The following is a 22,013-nucleotide window of genomic DNA, read 5'->3' as shown; positions in this document are numbered from 1 at the left end:
TTTGTTTTATCATTCAACATACAGCCTTTTTTTCGGAGCCCTCTTGCAGGGCTTTTGCTGTTATGTGGTATGATAAATTGGAAGGGCAGGCGTAATATGTACTGACCTTTATATGTAAGCGCTTATAAGCGACGGAAGGTGCAGATATGTTTAGAAGGCTCATACGAACATCCAATAATCTTAAATTAAAGCATAAATTGCTCATATCCTATGTACTTGTCGTCATGATTCCGGTACTGATTATTGGACTTGCTGTAACCGGATACTTTCGCAAGCAGGCGCTGGACAATGCCATTGGACAGACGATCAACAACGTGGAAAAGGTCAAGAGTCAGACCGCCACACTGCTGCGTGTACCCACAGATATTTCCAACATTTTGATGTTCAACAATGAACTGAAGGAAATTGTGAACAAACGATATCAAAGCGTTGTGGAGCTGACTTCGGCTTACCTCGCGTATAAAGATTTTCAGGAATATAAGCGTCTGTACCGTGAGGTTGCCGGCATTCGGTTTTACTCGACCAATCCGACGCTGATCAACAATCTGGAGTTTATCCCGGTGGACGAGCAGACCCAAGAGAGCTATTGGTATCAGAAGGCGTTGGAAACGACCAGTATCGGCTGGTTTTACATCCCAGACAAGGGAGATAATCCTGTGCATAAGCTCAGTCTGGTACGCAAAGTGCCTTTTGCCGAATATCGGACCGAGGGTGTGCTGATGATTGTGATCAATCAGGATGAGTTGAATGGATTATTACGTCAAGAACCGTTCGAGACGTTGATTACGGACGAGCAGGGTTATGTGGTTGCGGCCAAAAATACCGATCTGGTGGGTAAAACGTTGGATGAACTGGACTTTGGCGTAGATTTGCAAAATCAGGCAAAGGGCACAATTGAAGCTGATTTTCAAGGAGAGCCATCCAACATTGTCATTGATGAGATCAGTCCTGGATCAAGCATGAATAGCCTGAAAATCATTTCGGTATTTGCCACCAAAAATATCGTCAAAGATGCCAATACGATTAGCATGATCGGTATGCTTTTCATTACGCTAGTGCTGGTCATTGCCTTGCTGCTTGTATATATCATTTCATTTCTCACGTCGAACCGATTGTTACGCTTGAGTAAACATCTGAACAAGCTCGCGCTGGGTGATCTGAATGTCACCTCCCGTATTGACGGGAATGATGAGATCGGACAGCTGTCGAGGCAGTTCAATTACATGGTGAAGAGTATTAATGAACTGATGACACAGGTGGTAGAGGCAACGGAACAGAACAATCAATTGGAAATCGCACAGAAAGAGATTAAACTGAAAATGATGGCCAGCCAGATCAATCCTCATTTTTTGTTTAATGCACTGGAGTCGATCCGCATGAAAGCCCATATCAAAGGGGAGGCGGAGATTGCCAATATCGTCAGGCTGCTGGGCAAGCTTATGCGTAAGAGTCTAGAGATTGGTAGCGGCAAAACGACGTTCAGAGCCGAACTGGAGATGGTACGTTCTTATCTGGAAATTCAGAAATTCCGTTACGGCGACCGTCTTGCTTTCCAGATCCATATCGACCCGGAGGTGGAGAAGATGTACATCCCTCCTTTGATCATTCAGCCTCTGGTTGAAAATGCGATTGTGCATGGTTTGGAAAATAAAGAGGGCACGGTCCGTGTGAGTATAGATATTCGTTTGGTGAAAGATGAAGTGCAGGTGCGTGTCGATGACGACGGGGCAGGCATTACGCCGGAGCGTCTGGCTGAAGTGATGCAGTTCATCTGTGGACCGGAAGAGCAGGAGAAGAGCCGGATCGGCATGCGTAACGTACATCAACGTTTAACGTTGACCTACGGCGAGCCATACGGATTACAGATCAAGAGTGTGTACGGGGAAGGAACAGAGGTTTCTTTCACCTTGCCAGCAGGAGGAGACCAGCATGTATAAAGTATTTTTGGTAGATGATGAACCGAGCATACGTGAAGGATTGACAACGATTATTGATTGGGAACAATACGGCTTTCAAGTGATCGGCACAGCTGCCAGTGGGCGTGAGGCCATCACCCGCTTCGAAGAGCTGCAACCGGACCTGACGATCATTGATATTCGCATGCCCGGCATGACCGGACTGGATGTCATTGAAGAAGTGCGGCAGACCCATCCGGGTTCGCACTTTCTGATCCTGAGTGGATACGCCGATTTTGATTATGCCAAAAAAGCTATCAGTTTTGGCGTGGATGGATATCTGCTCAAGCCAGTGGATGAAGAGGAGATTATCAGTGAGCTGGAGCGGATTTCTGTGATGCTGAAACGGGAGAGGGAAACACTGGCCCGCCATGCTGGTGAGGATACAGCCTACCGGGAGCATCAAATAGAAGCGTTGCTTTTTGATAGCCTGGAAGGTGCAGGCACGATGGAAGCAAATGCGCTAGGGTTGAATTGGCCGCAGTATCAGGTTGTGCTGCTGGAGATGCATGCCGAACCTGATTTACAGCGTGGTAGTGTGGTGAAACGCAGACTGGCGGAAGCTTTTGACCAGAAAGATCGGGGTATTGTGTTTTCATTCCATTCCGGACTGGGACTGCTATGCAAAGAGCCTATTTTGACTGTACAGTCTGCTCACAGTTTATATGATGAATTGAAAGTCATGCTGGAAGAATGGAATATTCACATGTACGCGGCAGCAGGTCAACCTGTGAATTCCACAGCAGACATCGCACATTCCTATACTCAGGCCAACGGAGTATTAGGCGGACGTTTTCTGTTTGCGGAACAACGCGTGATGTTATGGAACGAAGAGGAGAACAGCGAAGGTGTGTCTGGGCCCGTTGTAGTGCTTGGGGAAGAAAGTGGTGAACCGGATGAAGCAGAATTGGCAGACAAGCTGTATTATGCGCTCGACATTCGGAGCAGTGAGTCCGTAATGCGTGTGCTGACGGAGATGGAAGAACGCCTGGTTCCGCATCACCAGACAGAACAAGCGATTAAGACGGCGTTCTCCCAAGTGTTTTCATTGGCGATTAACAAACTTGCAGCAGCCAATCAGCATATGCAATCCATTATGCAGGAGCATTCCGTTCTCATTACGGAGGTTTACCATCAATTAACGCTGTTGGATCTCAAAGGGATGGCCGCTGAACACCTGAACCGGCTTATTCAGCGCATGGGTGGAGGCAGCAAGGATACGGTACTGAAACAGATGATTGAGTTTATCCGTCGTAATCCCGGCGAAAATCTCAAGCTGGAGGTACTCGCAGAGGTATTTAACTACAATAGCAGTTATCTGGGCAAGCTGTTCAAGAACCATACCGGGGAATATTTCAATGCATTTCTCGATAAGGTTCGAATGGAGAAGGCAAAGGAACTGCTCGATGAAGGGTTAAAGGTTCACCAGGTTGCCGCAAGAGTAGGGTATGCCAACGTGGATTATTTCCACGGCAAATTCAAGAAGTATGTAGGGGAATCACCTTCCGCATACAAGCATGCTAGAGAGCTTGCCAGATCACAGTCTAAGGACTCTTCAGGAGAGCCGGAACAGGAGTAGGCCATGATTTAGTGGAGGTGCTTCTGTCGCTAGGCATTTCTCCAAATTAGTTATAAAACGTTTTCGAACATAAAGTCTCTATTTGAAGGACCATTGAGGTCCTTTTTTCTTTTCAATTTGTGCAAAGTAAACGATTTCTATAAAACGTTTTCGAAAATTACCATTTTCAAATTAAATTCCCTTTTAATTTCATTAATAAATAATAGACAGCGTCATTATCACTAATTTTATAGATATAATATCGGATTTTATAGGGGGATATCTAATTTTTATATGATTTTCTCTAAAATCCAGCTGGTATTTTGAAAACGCTCTATCAGGTATGATTATTTTATAAAACAGAGGAGGGGGAACGGAGATGGAAACGCTAACAAATAAATCCGCTTCCGCGAAAAGAAGCAGTGACCCCAATCCGCCAACACAAAAACGGCGGAACAGAATTTGGGACAGCATGAAACAGCAAAAGTATCTCTATCTCATGTCATTGCCATTCGTAGTTTGGGTTTTTGTATTTAACTATCTGCCGCTATGGGGATGGACGATGGCTTTCCAAAATTATAAACCGGCCAGATCGTTCGGCGATCAACAGTGGGTTGGTTTTAAACACTTTGCAGAGCTGTTCAGTGATGATCGATTCTATCTGGTACTTCGAAATACGCTTGCAATGAGCTTGATGGGACTGGTTATCGGTTTTATCGTGCCGATTTTCTTTGCGATTCTCTTGAATGAGATGAGAGGCATGTTCTTCAAGCGTGCCGTGCAAACGGTATCATATCTGCCTCACTTTGTATCCTGGGTCGTTGTGGCAGGGATTATTACCAAGATGCTCTCCACCGATGGAGGGATTATCAATGACCTTTTGGTAAACCTAAACATTATTGACCAGCCGATCCAGTTCATGGCCAAGGGGAACCTGTTTTGGTACATTGTAACCGCTTCAGATATGTGGAAGGAAACGGGCTGGAACGCCATTATCTATCTCGCAGCCATTACGGGTATTGACCAAGAGCTCTACGAAGCCTCCCGTGTGGATGGAGCGAACCGCTGGAGACAAATGTGGCACATCACGCTGCCAGGCATACGGACCACGATTTCCGTACTTTTCATCATGTCGATCGGGCATCTGATCAGTATCGGTTTCGAGAAGCAGTTCTTGCTTGGCAACAGTCTGGTCACCGACTACTCGGAAGTTCTGGATCTATACGCGCTCAATTATGGTTTGAATATGGGACGATTCTCGTATGGTACAGCCATAGGCATATTCAACTCCGTTGTCAGTATCATCCTTCTGTTTACAGCGAACGGATTGTTCAAAAAATTCACCAAAGAAAGCATCATGTAGGGAGGGGACGACATTATGGCGAACAAAGCATTCAATGCTACTCGGGGCGATAAGCTGTTCGATATATTCAACATCCTCGCGATGACCCTGGTGCTGATTGTAACACTGTATCCATTCCTGAACGTACTGGCTATCTCGCTCAATAACTCTACAGATACCGTACGTGGTGGAATTTACTTGTGGCCTCGCGAATTCACATTGCAGAACTATAAAACCATTTTCCAATACGAAGGATTGCTGCAAGGTTTGCAGATTTCCATTCTGCGTACCATTGTAGGTACATTGCTCGGCTTGATCAGTTCCTCAATGATTGCATTTACACTGAGTCGGCCTGACTTCAAACTGAGAAAATTTGTTTCGACTACACTTGCACTCACGATGTATTTCTCCGGTGGTCTGATTCCGGTGTACATCCTGATGCGTGACCTGAACCTGATCGGTACATTCTGGGTATATGTATTGCCAGGCATGATCAGTGCGTTTAACGTGTTCATTATCCGTTCCTTCATTGATGGCCTGCCATATGCATTGCAGGAATCTGCGAAGCTGGATGGTGCGAATGACTTTAAGATCTATTACAAAATCATTTTGCCGCTCTGTAAACCGGTACTTGCAACCATCGCGTTGTTCCTGGCTGTAGGCCAGTGGAATGCCTGGTTCGATACGTACCTGTATAATGGTTCGAAGGCTCATCTGACAACGCTCCAGTACGAGCTGATGAAAGTACTGCAAAGTACACAGCAAGGCTCGGGAGCCGGGCGTAACGCCAATGACATGGCACAGCAGATGACACAGATTTCACCGGAATCCATCAAGATGGCAATTACGATTGTTGTTACCGTTCCAATCCTGATTGTGTATCCGTTCCTGCAGAAGTATTTTGTGGGCGGTATGACATTGGGTGCAGTAAAAGCATAAGCAAGTCTGTACAGGTTGCCACATAGAGCGGCCGTACATTTATACAAGAAGCATCAGGATGCCCGAAGCGCAGCCATTTGGCCTGCGCTTCACCGTATAGGGCTGCGGAGTGGCATTCATGAAGCTATAGACAGGGACAAAAAAGTCCCGAATAGACAGACATATGAAACGGGAGGATTACCATTATGGCAAGAAACAAAATGAAGATTGCACTGGCTCCAGTGCTTGCGATGTCTTTGCTCGCAGGTTGCGGTGGAGGAAACAGCGGCGATACGTCGTTTAAGGACACAAGCGGGGATACATCTCCAATTACTTTTGACTTTTTTAGCGTAGATCCCAGTCCGAACTGGAACGGTATGAAGGATGAAGTGGGGAAAGTCCTTACAGAGAAAACAGGAGTAACCCTTAACGGTGAATTTGCCGTCAGTGGTGGTCAGGATAAAGTATCCTTGATGGCAGCAAGCGGAGATTATCCGGATATTGTGTCACCCAAAGGAGAGCTAAGCAAGCTCGTGGATGCTGGGGCCATGGTCGATCTGACTGATCTGATCGAGCAATATGCTCCCAATCTGAAGAAGCTGTATGGTAATTACATGGACCGGCTGAAATATAGCAACGAAGATCAAGGAATTTATGTACTGCCTACGTATTATGCGGTAGACCAGAAGTATTTTGATGCAGGTGGCGGATTTGGAATTCAGCAGCGTGTATTGAAAGAGCTGGGATACCCTGAAGTACGTACGCTCCAGGATTACGAAAATGTATTGAAGGCATATAAGGAGAAACATCCAACGATTGACGGACAACCAACGATTCCGTTATCCCTGGATGCGGATGACTGGAGAATTATGATTACCGTAACGAATCCGGCATTCTTAGCAACAGGCGCGCCCGATGATGGCGAGTACTACATTGATCCTGAGACATATGAGGCAAGTCTGCATTACAAACGTCCGGAAGAGAAAGAGTATTTCCGTTGGTTGAACCATATGTACGCAGAAGGACTGCTCGATCAGGACAGCTTTGTACAGAAAACGGATCAATACAAATCCAAAATTGCAAGTGGACGTGTGCTGGGCGTCATTGACCAGGATTGGGGTTATTCCGATGCGGAGAACGCATTGAAAGCAGCGGGTAAAGACGAAGCTACCTATTCACATTTCCCAGTAACACTGTCTAAAGATATCAAGGATCATTCCTTCCAGGACCCTGGTTTTGTATCTGGCTGGGGTGTAGGGATTACAACATCGAATCCGGACCCGGTTCGTACAATCAAATTCTTTGATTACCTGGCTTCTGAGGAAGGTCAAGTGCTGATGAACTGGGGTATTGAAGGCAAGCAGTACGAAGTGAAAGATGGCAAACGTGTGATTCCTGCGGATGTGCTGGACCAAAAAACGAACAATGCTGCCGTATTCCAGAAGGAAACAGGTATTGGCCTCTACACCAATATGTCTGGTCACTATGGAGATGGTGTCAAAGATTCAACGGATAACTATTACACAACGAATTTCCCTGAACAGATTGTAGCGGCCTATTCCGATGCGGAGAAAGAGACACTCAAAGCATACGGAGCAACAACGTGGAAAGATCTGTTCCCAAGTGAAGATGAGTTCCCGGTTAAACCATGGGGAGCAGCGTACAATATGCCGACTCCAGGTGACTCAAATTACAACGTTATTTTCCAAAAAACACAGGATATTATCCGTAAACGGATCCCAGAAGCAATCCTCAGTTCACCAGAGCAATTTGATGCCATCTATGACGGTATGATTGCTGAACTTAACAAAGCCGGAGCAGAGGACATGGAAAAACAATACACTGAACTTGTCCAAAGCCGTGTTCAATTGTGGAGCGGTGAAGAGAGCAAATAATGCGTTTTAGCCGACTGATTTTTTTGAAAGAAAGGGCCCAGGAAACTGGGTTCTTTTTTATACCTAAAACGTTTTCCGAAAAACGTTTTCAATTTTGTGAATTCACTATTGACAAGGACTTTTAGAGGGATTATTATTCAATTATGAAAGCACTTTCATTACTGGTTTATCAGGACTTGTACATGAATCTCTTCAGTCAGAATAGGTAAGGAATAGCATCCCGAATTGTTGAATTGAGTGTGGGTTTTTCACTTCATTTAGAAAACGCTTTTTATGTTATAAAATCAAACGTTTTACAATCAGAATCACCCGATATCGGTATGTGCAGGTCAGCCTGTTCTACAATAGATAGCTTCATTTTATCCATAAGGGGGATTACACATGAAGGGCAAAACACCAAAAACATTCGCAATGCTTCTGTTAGCCAGCGCTCTTGCCATTACAGCAGGATGCAGTGGTAGCGGAGGAGGAACTACGGCTTCAGAGACACCAACGGACACTGGGGATACGACCAGTCCAATCACCTTTACGTTCTTTGGTGCTGACGCAAGTCCAAACTGGAACAATATGAAGGACGCAGTCGGCCAAGAAATTACGAAACAAACAGGTGTTACAATTGAAGCGGAGTATGATGTGAATAATGGTGGCGACCAGAAGATACCTTTGATGGCTGCCAGCGGTGATTACCCTGATATTATCTATCCTAAAGGTAACTTGTCTAAGCTTGTGGATGCAGGTGCGATGCTTGACCTGACAGATCTGATTGATCAATATGCACCAAACCTGAAGAAAATCTATGGGGACCAGATGAACCGTCTGAAATACAGTTTGGAAGATCAGTCCATTTACACGATCCCAACAAACATGGGTGTAGATAATGTTGCGTTTGATGCTACAGGCGGATTCGAGATTCAGCAAAAGGTATTGAAAGAACTTGGCTACCCAGAAGTAAAAACACTTGAGGATTACGAGAAAGTTCTGAAAGAATATTATGCAAAACATCCAACCATTGACGGACAACCAACCATTCCGCTGACGCTGAATGCCGATGACTGGAAGATTATGATTACGGTAACGAACCCGGCCTTCCAGGCAACAGGTGGACCGGATGACGGTGAATATTACATTAACCCTGAAACGTATGAAGCGGTGCTGCACTATAAACGTCCAGAGGAGAAAGAATACTTCCGCTGGTTGAACAAAATGTACAATGAAGGCATTCTCGACAAAGATACATTTGTGCAGAAGGACGATCAATACAAATCCAAAATCGCTAGCGGTCGGGTACTGGGGCTGATTGACCAGGAATGGAACTATGGCGAAGCTGAGAATGCATTGAAATCAGTTAACAATGGCGAGAATACGTACGCTCACTTCTCTGTATCCCTGAACAAGGATATTGTGGACCATACATTCCAACCAACCGGATTCGATGGATATGGCATCGGTATTTCCACAACTGCGAAAGACCCTGTACGTATTATCAAATTCATGGATTGGCTCGCTTCGGATGAAGGCCAGGTGCTGAGAAACTGGGGTATTGAAGGCCAACATTACAACGTTGAAAATGGTAACCGCGTTATCCCTGCTGATGTGCAGGATCGCAAAGTCAATGACAACTCGGCGTTCACCAAAGAAACAGGTATCGGAATGTACAACATCTTCAGTGCTAGATATGGCGATGGTGTCAAAGATTCCACAGGTAACTACTACACAACGAACTTCCCTGAGCAGATCCAAGCAGGTTATACTGCCGCAGAGAAGGAAACATTGAAAGCCTATGGCATTACAACGTGGAAAGATTTCTATCCTTCTGAAGATGACTTGAAGCTGAAAGATTGGGGCGCAGCATATAACATGCCTGTACCTTCCGATACGGATTATAACGTAACGTTCCAGAAAACGCAGGACATTATCCGTAAACGTATCCCTGAAGCCATCCTTGCCAAACCAGAGAACTTCGACAAAGTGTATGATGATCTCCTGGCTGAACTTGATAAAGCAGGTGCGGTAGACATGGAGAAACAATATACCGTTTGGATCAAGGAACGTGTATCTCTCTGGACAGGTAAAGACGTGAAATAATACTGAAAACAAGGCAGGATAAATGATCATTTTCAAATCAAAATGGGTCCCTTTAAAGCCCTTATAAAGGGGCCTTTTTTGTTGTTGACGAAAGGGGGTGAATAGCATATAATCGTTAATGTAAGCACTTTCAGTAAGCGTTTTAAATTATTTTCCGAAAACGTTTTACGAATGTTAGAAGAGAGTTTTCATGAGTTAAGTTTTTGATAAAAAAGAGTACAAATTTAATTTTTAGTAAGCGCATACAGAAATGTGTCTTACGGCGGTATCCTCAGGCCTTAAGCCTGTTATACAGATAAAACCTTCATAATAATAGGGGGACTAGACAATGAGAGGCAAAATGAAAGGCAATACACCCAAGACGTTTGCAATGTTGATGCTCGCAAGTGCAATGCTGGTTACAGCTGGCTGCGGAAATTCGGGAAGTAAAGAAGCCTCCGAGTCCAGCGGAACCGAACCCGTCACCATCACATTCTTTGGTGCGGATGCAAGTCCAACCTGGAACAAGATGCAGGATGCAGTTGGTAAAGAGATTACCAAGCAAACAGGCGTTACAATTGAAGCGGAGTATGATGTAAACAATGGTGGAGACCAGAAAATTGCACTTATGGCGGCTAGCGGCGAGTACCCTGATATCGTTTTTCCAAAAGGTAACTTGTCTAAACTGGTAGATGCAGGGGCAATGATTGACCTGACGGATTTGATTGAGGAGCATGCTCCAAACCTGAAAAAAATATATGGGGACCAGATGAACCGGCTGAAATACAGTTCGGAGGATCAGGCCATTTATACAATCCCAACGAATATGGGTGTTGATAATGTTGCTTTTGACGCAACAGGCGGATTTGAAATTCAGCAAAAAGTATTGAAAGAGCTTGGATACCCTGAAGTAAAAACGCTTGAGGATTACGAGAATGTATTGAAAGAATATGTGAAAAAACACCCAACAATTGACGGGCAGCCGACCATTCCATTGACGCTGAATGCTGATGATTGGAAGATTATGATTACGGTAACGAACCCGGCCTTCCAAGCAACAGGAGCACCGGATGATGGAGAATATTACATTGATCCTGAGACGTATGAAGCTACGCTCCATTACAAACGTCCAGAGGAGAAAGAATATTTCCGCTGGTTGAACCATATGTACAATGAAGGACTGCTGGACAAAGATACATTTGTCCAAAAGGATGACCAATATAAATCTAAAATTGCAAGTGGACGTGTACTCGGTCTGATTGACCAGGAGTGGAATTATCAAGAAGCAGAAAATGCACTCAAATCAGCGGGCAAAGATGACAGCACATATGCTCACTTCTCTGTATCCCTGAACAAGGATATTGTGGACCATACGTTCCAGCCAACCGGATTTGACGGATATGGCATCGGCATCACAACTTCGGCCAAAGATCCGGTACGCATTATCAAATTCATGGACTGGCTCGCTTCGGACGAAGGTCAGGTGCTGAGAAACTGGGGTATTGAAGGCGAGCACTATAATGTAGAAAATGGTCAACGGGTGATCCCTCAAGACATCCAGGACCGTAAAACCAATGACAACTCTAACTTTACCAAAGAAACAGGAATCGGAATGTATAGCGTGTTTAGTGCGAGATATGGTGATGGCGTGAAAGATTCCACGGATAACTATTACACAACGAACTTCCCTGAGCAGATCCAGGCTGGATATACTGCGGCAGAGAAAGAAACGTTGAAAGCATATGGCATTACAACATGGAAAGAATTCTATCCTTCTGAGGATGATCTGCAACTGAAAGACTGGGGCGCAGCATACAACATGCCTGTACCTTCAGGCACAGAATATGAGGTAACGTTCCGAAAAACACAGGATATCGTGCGCAAACGTATTCCTGAAGCTGTTCTTTCCAAGCCAGAAGACTTCGATAAAGTATATGATGGTTTCCTGACTGAACTGGATAAAGCAGGTGCAGTCGAAATGGAGAAACAGTACACCGTTTGGGTTAAGGATCGTGTGTCCCTGTGGACAGGAAAAGACGTAAACTAACAGAAGTTTAAGTAACCAGATTGATATACAAAATAAGGCCCTGACCAAGGGTCTTTTTTTGCTGTTCATGTGATGTTTAACATTGACGCAAAATTCGAAATCCAATATAATTTTCTTACTGTAAGCACTTTCAGTTAATCGACACTTGGGTCATGCCTTTAACACAGGTTCAGGCCAATTTTTATCGGAAAATATGTGTTTTATTGCTTGTAACGAAAACGTTTTAGTTACCAAACAAAAAATAGCTGATTCATGAACAGGAGTTATCTATGTCCCCATTCAATGAGAGAACAAAAGAAAACCGTCTGTGGTATCGTCAGCCGGCCACTCGCTGGGAAGAGGCACTGCCTATCGGGAATGGTCGCCTCGGAGGTATGGTGTATGGCGGAGCAGCAGATGAACAAATCCAGCTTAATGAAGATACATTGTGGTCCGGATTTCCACGTGACACCATTCAGTACAGCAGTCAGCGTTACCTGAAACAGACCCGTGAACTAATCATGTCTGGTCAATATAGCGAAGCTGAAGAATTGCTGAACCGCGAAATGCTCGGACGAGATGTGGAAGCGTATCAGCCGATGGGTCACTTTAAACTGCAGCACGCTGAACTGGATGAGATCCCATATGATGAATTTGAGCGGGAGCTTAGTCTCCACACCGGAATTACAACGACGAAATATTCATATAAAGGGACTCGTTATGTACGTGAGGTATATGCCAGTGCACCGGATGACCTCATGGTCTGTACCATCACTGCCGATCGTGAGGGAGCTGTTAATGTCAGCGTTACGCTGGACAGTCCACATCCGTATAACGTGCAGACTTCGGACGATGGACTTACACTGTTTAGTCGCTGTCCGAGTCATGTTGAATCGAATTATTTCAGGGATCATCCAGAGTCTGTCATCTACGAAGAAGATCGGGGAACGGCTTATGCTGTGCAATTGGCCGCGACCGCGACGGGCAAGAAAGTTGAAGTGTCGGTTAAGGACGGGAGACTTCATGTTCAGGGAGCAGATCGGGTTATTTTTTACCTGGCAGCAGTGACCTCCTTTGAACGCTACGATGTGGCGCCTGTGAAGGATGACGTGCTGCTGGAGCAGGAATGCAGAGAGGTAATCAGCAAAGCGATGACTCATGGCATGAAAGCACTTCGGGAGCGACATGTGATGGATCATAGTGATTTATTTTCAAGAGTATCTATTGATCTCGGCGCATCAGCGAAAGAAGAATTACCTACAGATGAGCGGTTGCGAGCTTATCAGGCTGGAGCTAATGATCCCGGTCTGGAGGCCCTTTATTTTCAATACGGCAGATATCTGTTAATGGGTAGTTCACGTGAAGGAAGCCAGCCTGCCAATCTGCAGGGAATCTGGAACCATCAGGTGGAGCCGCCCTGGCACAGTGATTACACAATTAACATCAATACCGAGATGAATTACTGGCCGGCAGAAGTATGCAACCTGAGCGAATGCCATGGGCCACTGTTTGGCTTGTTGGAGGATCTAAGCGATACGGGGAGAAGAACAGCACGCATCTTGTACGGGGCGCGTGGCTGGACAGCCCATCATAATGTGGATATCTGGAGGACATCCACGCCTACAGGGGGGGACGCAAGTTGGGCGTTCTGGCCGATGGGCGGTGTGTGGCTGACTTCACATTTATGGGAGCATTATCTGTTTACTCGCGATCAGCAATTCCTCGCAGAACGTGCGTATCCAATCCTGAAGGAAGCGGCACTCTTCTGTCTGGACTGGCTGGTAGAGGGACCGGACGGATATCTGGTTACAGCTCCATCTACCTCTCCAGAGAACAAGTTCCTCACCGAGGATGGTGAAGCTCGCAGCATCTCCATGGCTTCGACGATGGATATGACTTTAATTCGTGAGTTGTTCGATCGATGCATTGAGGCAGCTCAACTGCTCGAAGTGGATCATCAACTGGCGAATGAGTGGAGCGAGGCACGCAGCAAACTCTATCCATTCCGTATCGGAAGTGAGGGGCAGCTGCAGGAGTGGTTTAAGGATTTTGCTGAATCCGAACCTGGGCATCGTCACGTCTCCCATCTGTATGGTCTGTATCCGGGGGAGCAGATCAATCGACTGGATACACCGGAACTGGTGGAAGCAGCACGAGTGTCTCTTGAACGTCGCATCGAACGAGGTGGCGGGCATACGGGTTGGAGCTGTGCCTGGTTGATCAATCTGTATGCGAGGCTGCTGGATAGCAAGCTGGCGCATCAGTTTGTCCGTACGCTGCTGGCCCGATCCACGCATCCCAATCTGTTCGATGATCATCCACCGTTCCAGATTGATGGCAACTTTGGTGGTACTGCCGGTATTGCAGAGATGTTGTTACAAAGCCACTTGAGAGAATTACATCTGCTGCCAGCACTACCTGAGAACTGGGTCAGTGGCAGTGTGAAGGGGCTTCGAGCACGTGGTTCATACACAGTGGCAATCGAGTGGACAGATGGCAGACTCTCAAGCGCCGAAATTAAGGCAGATTACGATGGTTCGGTAACCATTCGAAGCGCATTTCCACTGCATGTGGAAGGAAACGACAAGGCCAAGGCGCAGCTTACACCTCAAGGTGATTATGTAGTTATTTTAACCATGACCGCAGGACAGAGGATCCGCGTGTCATCATGAGACGGAGGAGTAAACGATGACAATTTTTCAATTTCCACAAGATTTCCGCTGGGGAACAGCAACAGCTTCTTATCAAATAGAAGGTGCAGCGCAGGAAGGCGGGCGCGGGGTGTCCATCTGGGATACGTTTGCTCGTACGCCTGGCAAAGTGTTTAATGGAGACAATGGTGATGTGGCTTGTGATAGCTACCATCGCTACGAGGAAGATATCGAGCTGATGAAAAAGCTTGGTATAAATACCTATCGGTTCTCCATCGCCTGGCCGCGTATTGTTCCGGATGGAGACGGCGAGATCAATCGGGAAGGGTTGGACTTCTATCATCGATTCGTGGATAAGCTGCTTGAAGCGGGAATCGAACCTTTCTGTACGTTGTATCATTGGGACCTGCCTCAGACGCTGGAGGATATTGGAGGATGGGGCAACCGCAGGACGGTGGATGCGTTTGTCAAATATGCTGAAGTCATCTTCAAGGAGTTTTCCGGAAAAATCAATTTTTGGCTAACCTTCAACGAACCCTGGTGTATTGCGTTTCTGTCCAACCTGCTCGGTATTCATGCTCCTGGCAACAAGGACCTGCAAACATCGATTAATGTTGCTCACGGACTGTTGGTTGCCCATGGTAAAGCCGTTCAATCGTTCCGTCGCTTGGGAACAACAGGACAGATTGGTATTGCTCCCAATGTATGCTGGGCTGAGCCTTACAGCAAATCTCCGGAAGATCAGGCAGCGTGTGATCGGGCGATTGCACTGAATACAGATTGGTTCCTGGATCCGATCTACAAAGGAGCTTATCCACAATTTATGGTTGACTGGTTTGAAAAGGCTGGTGCAACTGTCCCGATTCAGGAAGGCGATATGGAAATTATCTCGCAGCCCATTGATCTTCTAGGAATTAACTACTACACCATGGGAATCAATCGTTTCAATCCTGAGGCGGGTGCATTGCAATCCGAAGAGGTCGATATGGGACTTACCAAGACCGATATTGGTTGGCCTGTGGAATCACGCGGATTGTATGAGTTCATGCACTATTTGCAAAAATACGGAAATGTGGATGTTTACATCACAGAAAATGGTGCTTGCATCAATGATGATTTGGAGAACGGTAAAATAAATGATGATCGCCGAATTGCATATTATGAGCAGCATTTGGCGCAAATTCATCGGATTATCAACGATGGGATCAACCTGAAAGGCTACATGGCTTGGTCTTTGATGGATAACTTTGAATGGGCGGAAGGATACCGTATGCGCTTTGGTCTTGTGCATGTGGATTTCCGTTCCTTGGTCAGAACACCCAAAGAAAGCTTCTATTGGTATCAGAATGTCATCAAAAATAATTGGTTGGAAACTCGAATTAAATGAAATAATAACATTTGGTTAATGGTTAGATGCAGGATATTTATGTTTACTCAGAAGAAAAGACGGTGGCTTCGGAAAATCCGAGGCACCGTCTTTTTTTATTTTATTTCAGCAAAGACCCTTAATGTTCATAAAGGTTTCATAAGGTCTGGACTGTTTCATGTTATGAGACGAGCGATTTTGGGTTATAAGAAGTAAGTAGAAGTGATCTGATCCTTGTCAACAGCCAAAATACAAATAAAGTGTCCAAATTGCGAAATAAATTTGAACATTTGTTGACTAAAAATCATACTGATGTGGTATATTGGTATAAGGAAAGCACTTACAAAAAGGGAAAAGGAAGTGTTTACTATGGCATCGAAGACAGCAATGGTAAGCCAATTGGAGCGCAAAGATAAAAATATGCGGCGTGCGGTGTTAACGATGACAGTTCTGGCTTGGATTGCTCTTATTACGGGAGTAGTTATGTGCCTGATCAACCTGAATGATTTTAATGATCGCAACCTCGGATTAATGGTCGGTATCGGTTTCTTGGTTGGCAGTGTATTTATTTATGTTATTGCCAAATCGATTGGACTTGTTCATACACGCCGGGAAGACGAAGGCGCCGATTAAATAATCCTGCGTTAATTCGTTCATAATAAGACTGGATGAGCACCCGGAATCCCAGTCAATAAAGCCCTTTGCGGATTCGTTGATCATGTTCAACGGGACTGCAAAGGGTTTTATTTTGTGACTTGAAGTGTAAAGATTACAATGAGGAAATATCAAGTATGCAAGTGATTTGTGAGAAAAAATTCACACATTTTAGGTGTAAAATCGACAAATTTGTTAACATGAACAAAAAAGTTGCTCATTTCTGATATCTTTAGAAGGAAGAGAGTAGTATACTGTTTTTTCAGTATGAGCGAATTTAAGGAGAGGGGATCAAGATGAACAAGAAACCTAGGTCGCTAATTCGGATAATCATTCCGGTTGTCCTGACGTTGGTTACAATTGCATTGATTGTCTGGCCAATGCTGGCAGGCGGGCAGTACGTTGTTCTGGATCCGAAAGGGCCTGTTGGCGCTTCGCAGAGAGATTTAATTGTCATTTCGACAATTCTGTGTGCAGTCGTTATTGTGCCTGTATTGATTTTGTCTGCAGTAATTGTATGGCGTTACCGCGACAAACCGGACAATAAATCTGCATATGAGCCTAACTGGTCTCATAGCACAAAAGCGGAGGCAATTTGGTGGACCGTTCCGATTATTATTATTGGATTGCTGGCGGTTGTAACGATTCGCTACACCTATGATCTGGAACCTTCGAAGCCATTGGCTTCCGAGAAAGCACCGGTTACCATTCAAGTTTCTTCACTGGACTGGAAATGGCTGTTTATGTATCCGGAGCAAGGTATTGCAACGGTCAACACGTTGAATATCCCGGCAGACCGGCCCGTTAAATTTGAGCTCACCGCGGATTCACCGATGAACTCGTTCTGGATCCCGCAGCTTGGTGGACAGATTTATACGATGTCGGGTATGGCGATGACCTTGTACTTGCAAGCTGATCATGAAGGTCAATATTGGGGTTCAGGTGCCAACTTTACCGGGGAACACTTTGCCCAAATGCGCTTTGATGTCAATGCTACTTCGGAAGAAGACTTCGACAAATGGGTGAAAGAAGTGAAGCAGCAATCTCAACCGCTGACGCAAGAGACATATAAAACTCTGGCGGAACCGGGAACAAGCAATGTAGCTTATTATTCTTCCTTCCCAGAAGGGCTGTTCCAGGACATCGTGACCAAGTATGTTGTTGACGGTCAAAGTGCCCACAGCAAACATGGTGGAAGTTCGGATGAAGCTTCAGGTACCAAAGAAATTACTACGAACGGCGTGGACAAGAGTGCTAACTAAAGATTCGAAAGGAGGCCCCCAATGTTAGAGAGACTTAAGGAGTTTGCATCGGAGTTTTTCGTTACCGGTGATCCGCTGATTTATGGTGCGGACGTGGCGATCGGAATTACGATGATTACCATCGTAGCGGTGCTGACTTATTTCAAAAAATGGGGCTGGCTCTGGCGTAACTGGTTAACTACCGTCGATCACAAAAAGATCGGTATTATGTATATTATTGCTTCCATTATCATGCTTTTCCGTGGTGGTGTGGATGCACTGATGATGCGTCTTCAGCTAGCTATGCCTAACATGGATTTCTTACATCCCGAGCATTATAATCAGGTCTTTACGACTCACGGTACGATCATGATCCTGTTCATGGCGATGCCGTTTATGTTCGGTTTATTTAATGTTATTGTACCGCTTCAAATCGGGGCAAGGGACGTTGCGTTCCCGTTCCTGAATGCATTGAGCTTCTGGTTATTCTTCCTGGGAGCAATGCTGTTCAACCTGTCCTTCGTTATCGGTGGCTCACCGGATGCAGGCTGGCTCAGTTATCCGCCTTTATCGGAGCTATCGCATAGCCCGGGGGTGGGACAGAACTTCTATATATGGGGTATTCAGATTTCGGGTATCGGTTCCCTGGCTACCGGTATCAACTTCCTGGTTACCATCATTAAAATGCGTGCGCCAGGCATGAAATGGATGAAAATGCCGATGTTTACATGGTCGGTATTCTCCACTTGTATTATCATTCTGTTTGCATTCCCAATCTTGACCGTGACACTTGCTTTGCTCTTCCTCGACAGGTTTGCGGGGGCGCATTTCTTCACACTTGATTTGGGCGGTAATCCGATGATGTATATCAACTTGATCTGGATGTGGGGTCACCCTGAGGTATATATTGTGGTCTTGCCGGCATTCGGTGTGTTCTCCGAGATTGTAAGTACATTCTCGAAGAAAAAATTGTTTGGTTACAAATCGATGGTATTTGCGATGCTGATCATTAGCTTCCTGTCCTTCTTTACATGGGCGCATCACTTCTTCACGATGGGTTCGGGAGCGGACGTCAATGCATTCTTCGCCATAACAACGATGTTGATTGCCATACCAACAGGGGTTAAAATATTTAACTGGCTGTTTACGATGTTCAGGGGTAGGATACGCATGGATACCCCGATGTTATGGACATTGGCATTTATACCATGCTTCATCGTCGGTGGTATGACGGGGGTTATGTTGTCCGTTGCACCTGCTGACTTCCAGTTCCACAACAGTTACTTCCTGATTGCCCACTTCCACCAAGTATTGATTGGTGGCGTAGTATTCGGATACTTTGCAGGTCTGTACTACTGGTGGCCTAAAATGTTCGGATTCCAACTCCCGGAAAAACTGGGCAAATGGGCTTTCTGGACTTGGAATATCGGTTTCTATGTCTGCTTCATGCCGCAGTACGCTGTCGGTTTGATGGGGATGACACGTCGTCTGAGCACCTATGGCTGGGATACCGGCTGGTGGGAACTGAACTTTGTATCCACAATCGGGGCATTCCTGATGGGTGTCGGATTCTTGTTCCAGGTTGCACAAATCGCAGACGGCGTTCGGAAATACAAATCACTCAAAGCATCCGGCGATCCATGGGGTGGTCGTACGCTCGAGTGGTCAATTCCTTCACCTGCTCCTGAATATAACTTCGCCATTACACCGCGCGGAGATGATATTGATGAGTGGTGGGAAGAGAAAGAACGTCGTGCTAAAGGCATCTATCCACCTGAACAGCCGCTTGAGCCGATTCATATGCCTAAAAATTCCGCGATTCCGTTCATCATGTCTATATTCTGGTTCATCGCCGGTTTCGGCTTTGTATTCGGATGGCTGTGGATGGCAATTCTTGGACTCGCTGGCGTAGGGATCTGCATGATCGCTCGTTCATTCTCATACGATACGGATTATTATATTCCGGTTGACGAAATTAAGCGTACCGAAGCGTCGTTAAGGGGGTCGGTATAAATGGCTCAAGCAGCCGCAAAGCACGGTCATGACCATACACACGATCATGACCATGGTCACCATGACCCGCAAGAATTAAAAATACTCGGATTCTGGTTCTTCCTGATTTCCGACGTTATCCTGTTCTCCGTATTGTTCGCAACCTTTATTGTGTTGCGTGACAATTCGGCGGGCGGACCGGTGTTGTCTGAATTGATCAAAATGCCTGGCGTTATTGCCGAGACATTTATCTTGCTCACAAGTTCATTTACAAGTGGACTTGCGGTTCTTGCCATGAACCAAGGCAAGGTGAAGCAATTAATCAGCTGGCTGGCGGTTACAGCTGTTCTGGGTGCGAGCTTTATCGCCCTGGAAGTAATGGAGTTTGTTGAGTTGATTCATGAAGGGTTCAGTTATACAACGAGTGCATCTTCTGGTGCGTTCTTTACCCTCGTGGGTACTCACGGACTTCACGTATCGCTCGGTCTGATCTGGATGATCGGATTGATGCTGCAACTGAAAAAACGTGGAATTACCGATGTAACTCGCGGTAAAATCAACGTAATCAGCTTGTACTGGCACTTCTTGGACGTCGTCTGGATTTTCCTCCTGTCGATCGTCTATCTGATGGGGGTGATGTAGATGGCAGAGCATAACTCACATGAGTCCCATGGGCACGAACAGCATGGTTCACTCAAGTCCTATGTCATCGGCTTCATTCTGTCCGTTGTTCTGACCATTATCCCTTTGGTAGTGGTACTGAATGACATGATGGGCAGAACAGCAACGCTGAGTGTCGTTCTGGTAACAGCAGGACTTCAGTTTGTGGTTCAACTCTTCTTCTTCATGCATATCCGTGAATCGGAGAAGCCGCGTTGGAATGTAATGGCTTTGATCTTTGGTCTGTTGATCATGTTGACCATCGTTATTGGTTCCATCTGGATCATGTTGAACAATACAGTTGCACATTAAGTTGTATTGAATCTTTATCGAAATGTTTTTGCAATAGATTAACGGATCTCCCGACTTTAGTTAAAAGGTCGGGAGATTTTTTTTACCCATTTGTTTATACTGATTGCGGGTAGATTAAGGAAGGAGACTTTCCGCGTTTATAAAAGATGAGAATATTGTCGAAAATAGTTCTTGATTTTTTTTCTTGAATCCGTATACTCAGAAATATAAGTAATCCGAAACGTTTTGGAGGAAAGCAATTGGCTACAATTAAAGACATATCACAAATGACGGGATTTTCGATTACGACTGTATCCAGAGCATTGAATGGGTACTCGGACGTCAGCGATAGTACGCGCAAACTGATTAAGGAAGCCGCCGAAACCCTGAACTATAGTCCAAATGGTCTAGCGAGAGGCCTGGTCATGAAGGAAACCAAAACGCTGGGGTTGCTCGTATCAGGCATGACGTACAAAAACATCGATAACAACTTTGTTTTCGAAGTGCTTTGCGGTATTAATGACAGCGCTGCCAACTCAGATTATGATCTGATCTTGTTTAGCACGAATACAGCGAAGCAAAAGATGAAAACGTACACACAGCTGTGCAGGGAACGAAAAGTGGATGGTGTCATTCTTCAGGGAGTGAAAACGGATGATCCATATTTGCAGGAAGTATTGGACAGTGACATTCCTTGTGTATTGATTGATATACCCATTCACAGTGAGTATGTTGGTTTTGTATCAACAAATCATAAACAAAGTGCACAGGCTGCTGTAGAGCACCTTATTGGTTTGGGGCATCGGCAGATTGCCATGGTGAACGGTTACCCCGAGGCTTTTGTATCCAAGGAGCGTTATGAAGGATATTCCGATGCAATGCGCAATGCAGGATTAAGCCTGAAGCCTGAATGTATTGTAAACGGGAATTTTACGGAAGAGGAAGCACAGCAACAAGCTTCTGAATTGTTAAAGGCTTACCCGGAAATTACCGCAATCTTTTGTGCAAGCGACATGATGGCTCTGGGTGTAATGAAGGCTGCGAATGAACTAGGCATCTCTATACCGGATGAATTGTCTATAGTTGGATTTGACGACATTCCAACAGCCGCCTATTTTCAACCACCACTCACGACCATCGGACAGAATATGTATCAGTTGGGACATGAGGCTGCAAACCTGCTGATGGGCATGCTGAAATCGGAAGATAGCCCCAAATTTAATATTTTGCAAAATGAATTGGTTTTGAGATCCTCGACAGCCAAACCAGGTCGCTGAGTTTAGCTGAGAATACGTTCGCGAGGTATTGCAAAATGAAATGAGAAGAGAAGAGCACCGAAATGTTTTATTATATCCGAAACGTTTCGGTATTATTTTCACTCTAATCCAAAACGTTTCGGA

General features: G+C 45.4%; 15 protein-coding genes. All 15 read left to right on the top strand.

The features are described 5' to 3' along the window. Positions 1-146: 146 nt before the first annotated feature. Positions 147-1,937, top strand: coding sequence for a sensor histidine kinase (locus Q0V21_RS17240; RefSeq protein WP_301879847.1), 1,791 nt, complete (start codon positions 147-149; stop codon positions 1,935-1,937). Then, positions 1,930-3,534 (top strand): response regulator transcription factor, encoded by a 1,605-nt coding sequence (locus Q0V21_RS17235; RefSeq protein ID WP_301879846.1) that lies wholly within the window; start codon positions 1,930-1,932, stop codon positions 3,532-3,534. The genes Q0V21_RS17240 and Q0V21_RS17235 overlap by 8 nt, the downstream gene beginning before the upstream one ends. Before the next feature lie 358 nt (positions 3,535-3,892). Next, entirely contained in the window at positions 3,893-4,876 is a 984-nt protein-coding gene (locus Q0V21_RS17230) for an ABC transporter permease (RefSeq protein WP_301879844.1), read from the top strand. Between the two features lie 15 nt (positions 4,877-4,891). Continuing rightward, the gene (locus Q0V21_RS17225) at positions 4,892-5,794 is read left to right on the top strand and encodes a carbohydrate ABC transporter permease (RefSeq protein ID WP_024631420.1); all 903 of its coding nucleotides are present in this window, start codon (positions 4,892-4,894) and stop codon (positions 5,792-5,794) included. Between the two features lie 185 nt (positions 5,795-5,979). Next, entirely contained in the window at positions 5,980-7,668 is a 1,689-nt protein-coding gene (locus Q0V21_RS17220) for an ABC transporter substrate-binding protein (RefSeq protein WP_301879842.1), read from the top strand. A 381-nt stretch (positions 7,669-8,049) separates the two neighbouring features. Further along, a complete protein-coding gene (locus Q0V21_RS17215; RefSeq protein WP_301879840.1) occupies positions 8,050-9,753 on the top strand; it encodes an ABC transporter substrate-binding protein in 1,704 nt (567 codons plus the stop codon). A 328-nt stretch (positions 9,754-10,081) separates the two neighbouring features. Continuing rightward, positions 10,082-11,779, top strand: a complete 1,698-nt coding sequence (locus tag Q0V21_RS17210) for an ABC transporter substrate-binding protein (protein WP_442952279.1) — start codon at positions 10,082-10,084, stop codon at positions 11,777-11,779. A gap of 269 nt (positions 11,780-12,048) precedes the next feature. Beyond that, a complete protein-coding gene (locus Q0V21_RS17205) occupies positions 12,049-14,430 on the top strand; it encodes a glycoside hydrolase family 95 protein (protein WP_301879839.1) in 2,382 nt (793 codons plus the stop codon). A gap of 16 nt (positions 14,431-14,446) precedes the next feature. Then, positions 14,447-15,796 carry a GH1 family beta-glucosidase gene (locus Q0V21_RS17200; RefSeq protein ID WP_301879837.1) on the top strand — a complete coding sequence of 450 codons (1,350 nt, stop codon included), beginning with the start codon at positions 14,447-14,449 and terminating at the stop codon, positions 15,794-15,796. A 348-nt stretch (positions 15,797-16,144) separates the two neighbouring features. Further along, a complete protein-coding gene (locus tag Q0V21_RS17195) occupies positions 16,145-16,408 on the top strand; it encodes a hypothetical protein (protein ID WP_024631414.1) in 264 nt (87 codons plus the stop codon). 317 nt (positions 16,409-16,725) lie between these two features. Beyond that, positions 16,726-17,691: a ubiquinol oxidase subunit II gene (cyoA, locus tag Q0V21_RS17190; protein WP_024631413.1), complete on the top strand. Its 966-nt coding sequence runs from the start codon at positions 16,726-16,728 to the stop codon at positions 17,689-17,691. 21 nt (positions 17,692-17,712) lie between these two features. After that, positions 17,713-19,683, top strand: a complete 1,971-nt coding sequence (locus Q0V21_RS17185; protein ID WP_024631412.1) for a cbb3-type cytochrome c oxidase subunit I — start codon at positions 17,713-17,715, stop codon at positions 19,681-19,683. Beyond that, complete coding sequence (cyoC, locus tag Q0V21_RS17180) at positions 19,684-20,304, top strand: cytochrome o ubiquinol oxidase subunit III (protein WP_079350094.1); 621 nt, start codon at positions 19,684-19,686, stop codon at positions 20,302-20,304. It abuts the gene before it with no gap. Continuing rightward, positions 20,305-20,634, top strand: a complete 330-nt coding sequence (gene cyoD, locus Q0V21_RS17175) for a cytochrome o ubiquinol oxidase subunit IV (protein ID WP_064640613.1) — start codon at positions 20,305-20,307, stop codon at positions 20,632-20,634. It abuts the gene before it with no gap. 239 nt (positions 20,635-20,873) lie between these two features. Beyond that, on the top strand, positions 20,874-21,890 hold the full coding sequence (locus Q0V21_RS17170) for a LacI family DNA-binding transcriptional regulator (RefSeq protein ID WP_301879836.1): 1,017 nt from the start codon (positions 20,874-20,876) through the stop codon (positions 21,888-21,890). Positions 21,891-22,013: the final 123 nt, after the last annotated feature.

The organism is Paenibacillus sp. 11B, assembly GCF_030487755.1.
Lineage (GTDB): Bacteria > Bacillota > Bacilli > Paenibacillales > Paenibacillaceae > Paenibacillus > Paenibacillus vandeheii.
The sequence above is the reverse complement of the archived record's forward strand: the minus strand, read 5'-3'. Positions and strand labels throughout refer to the sequence as shown.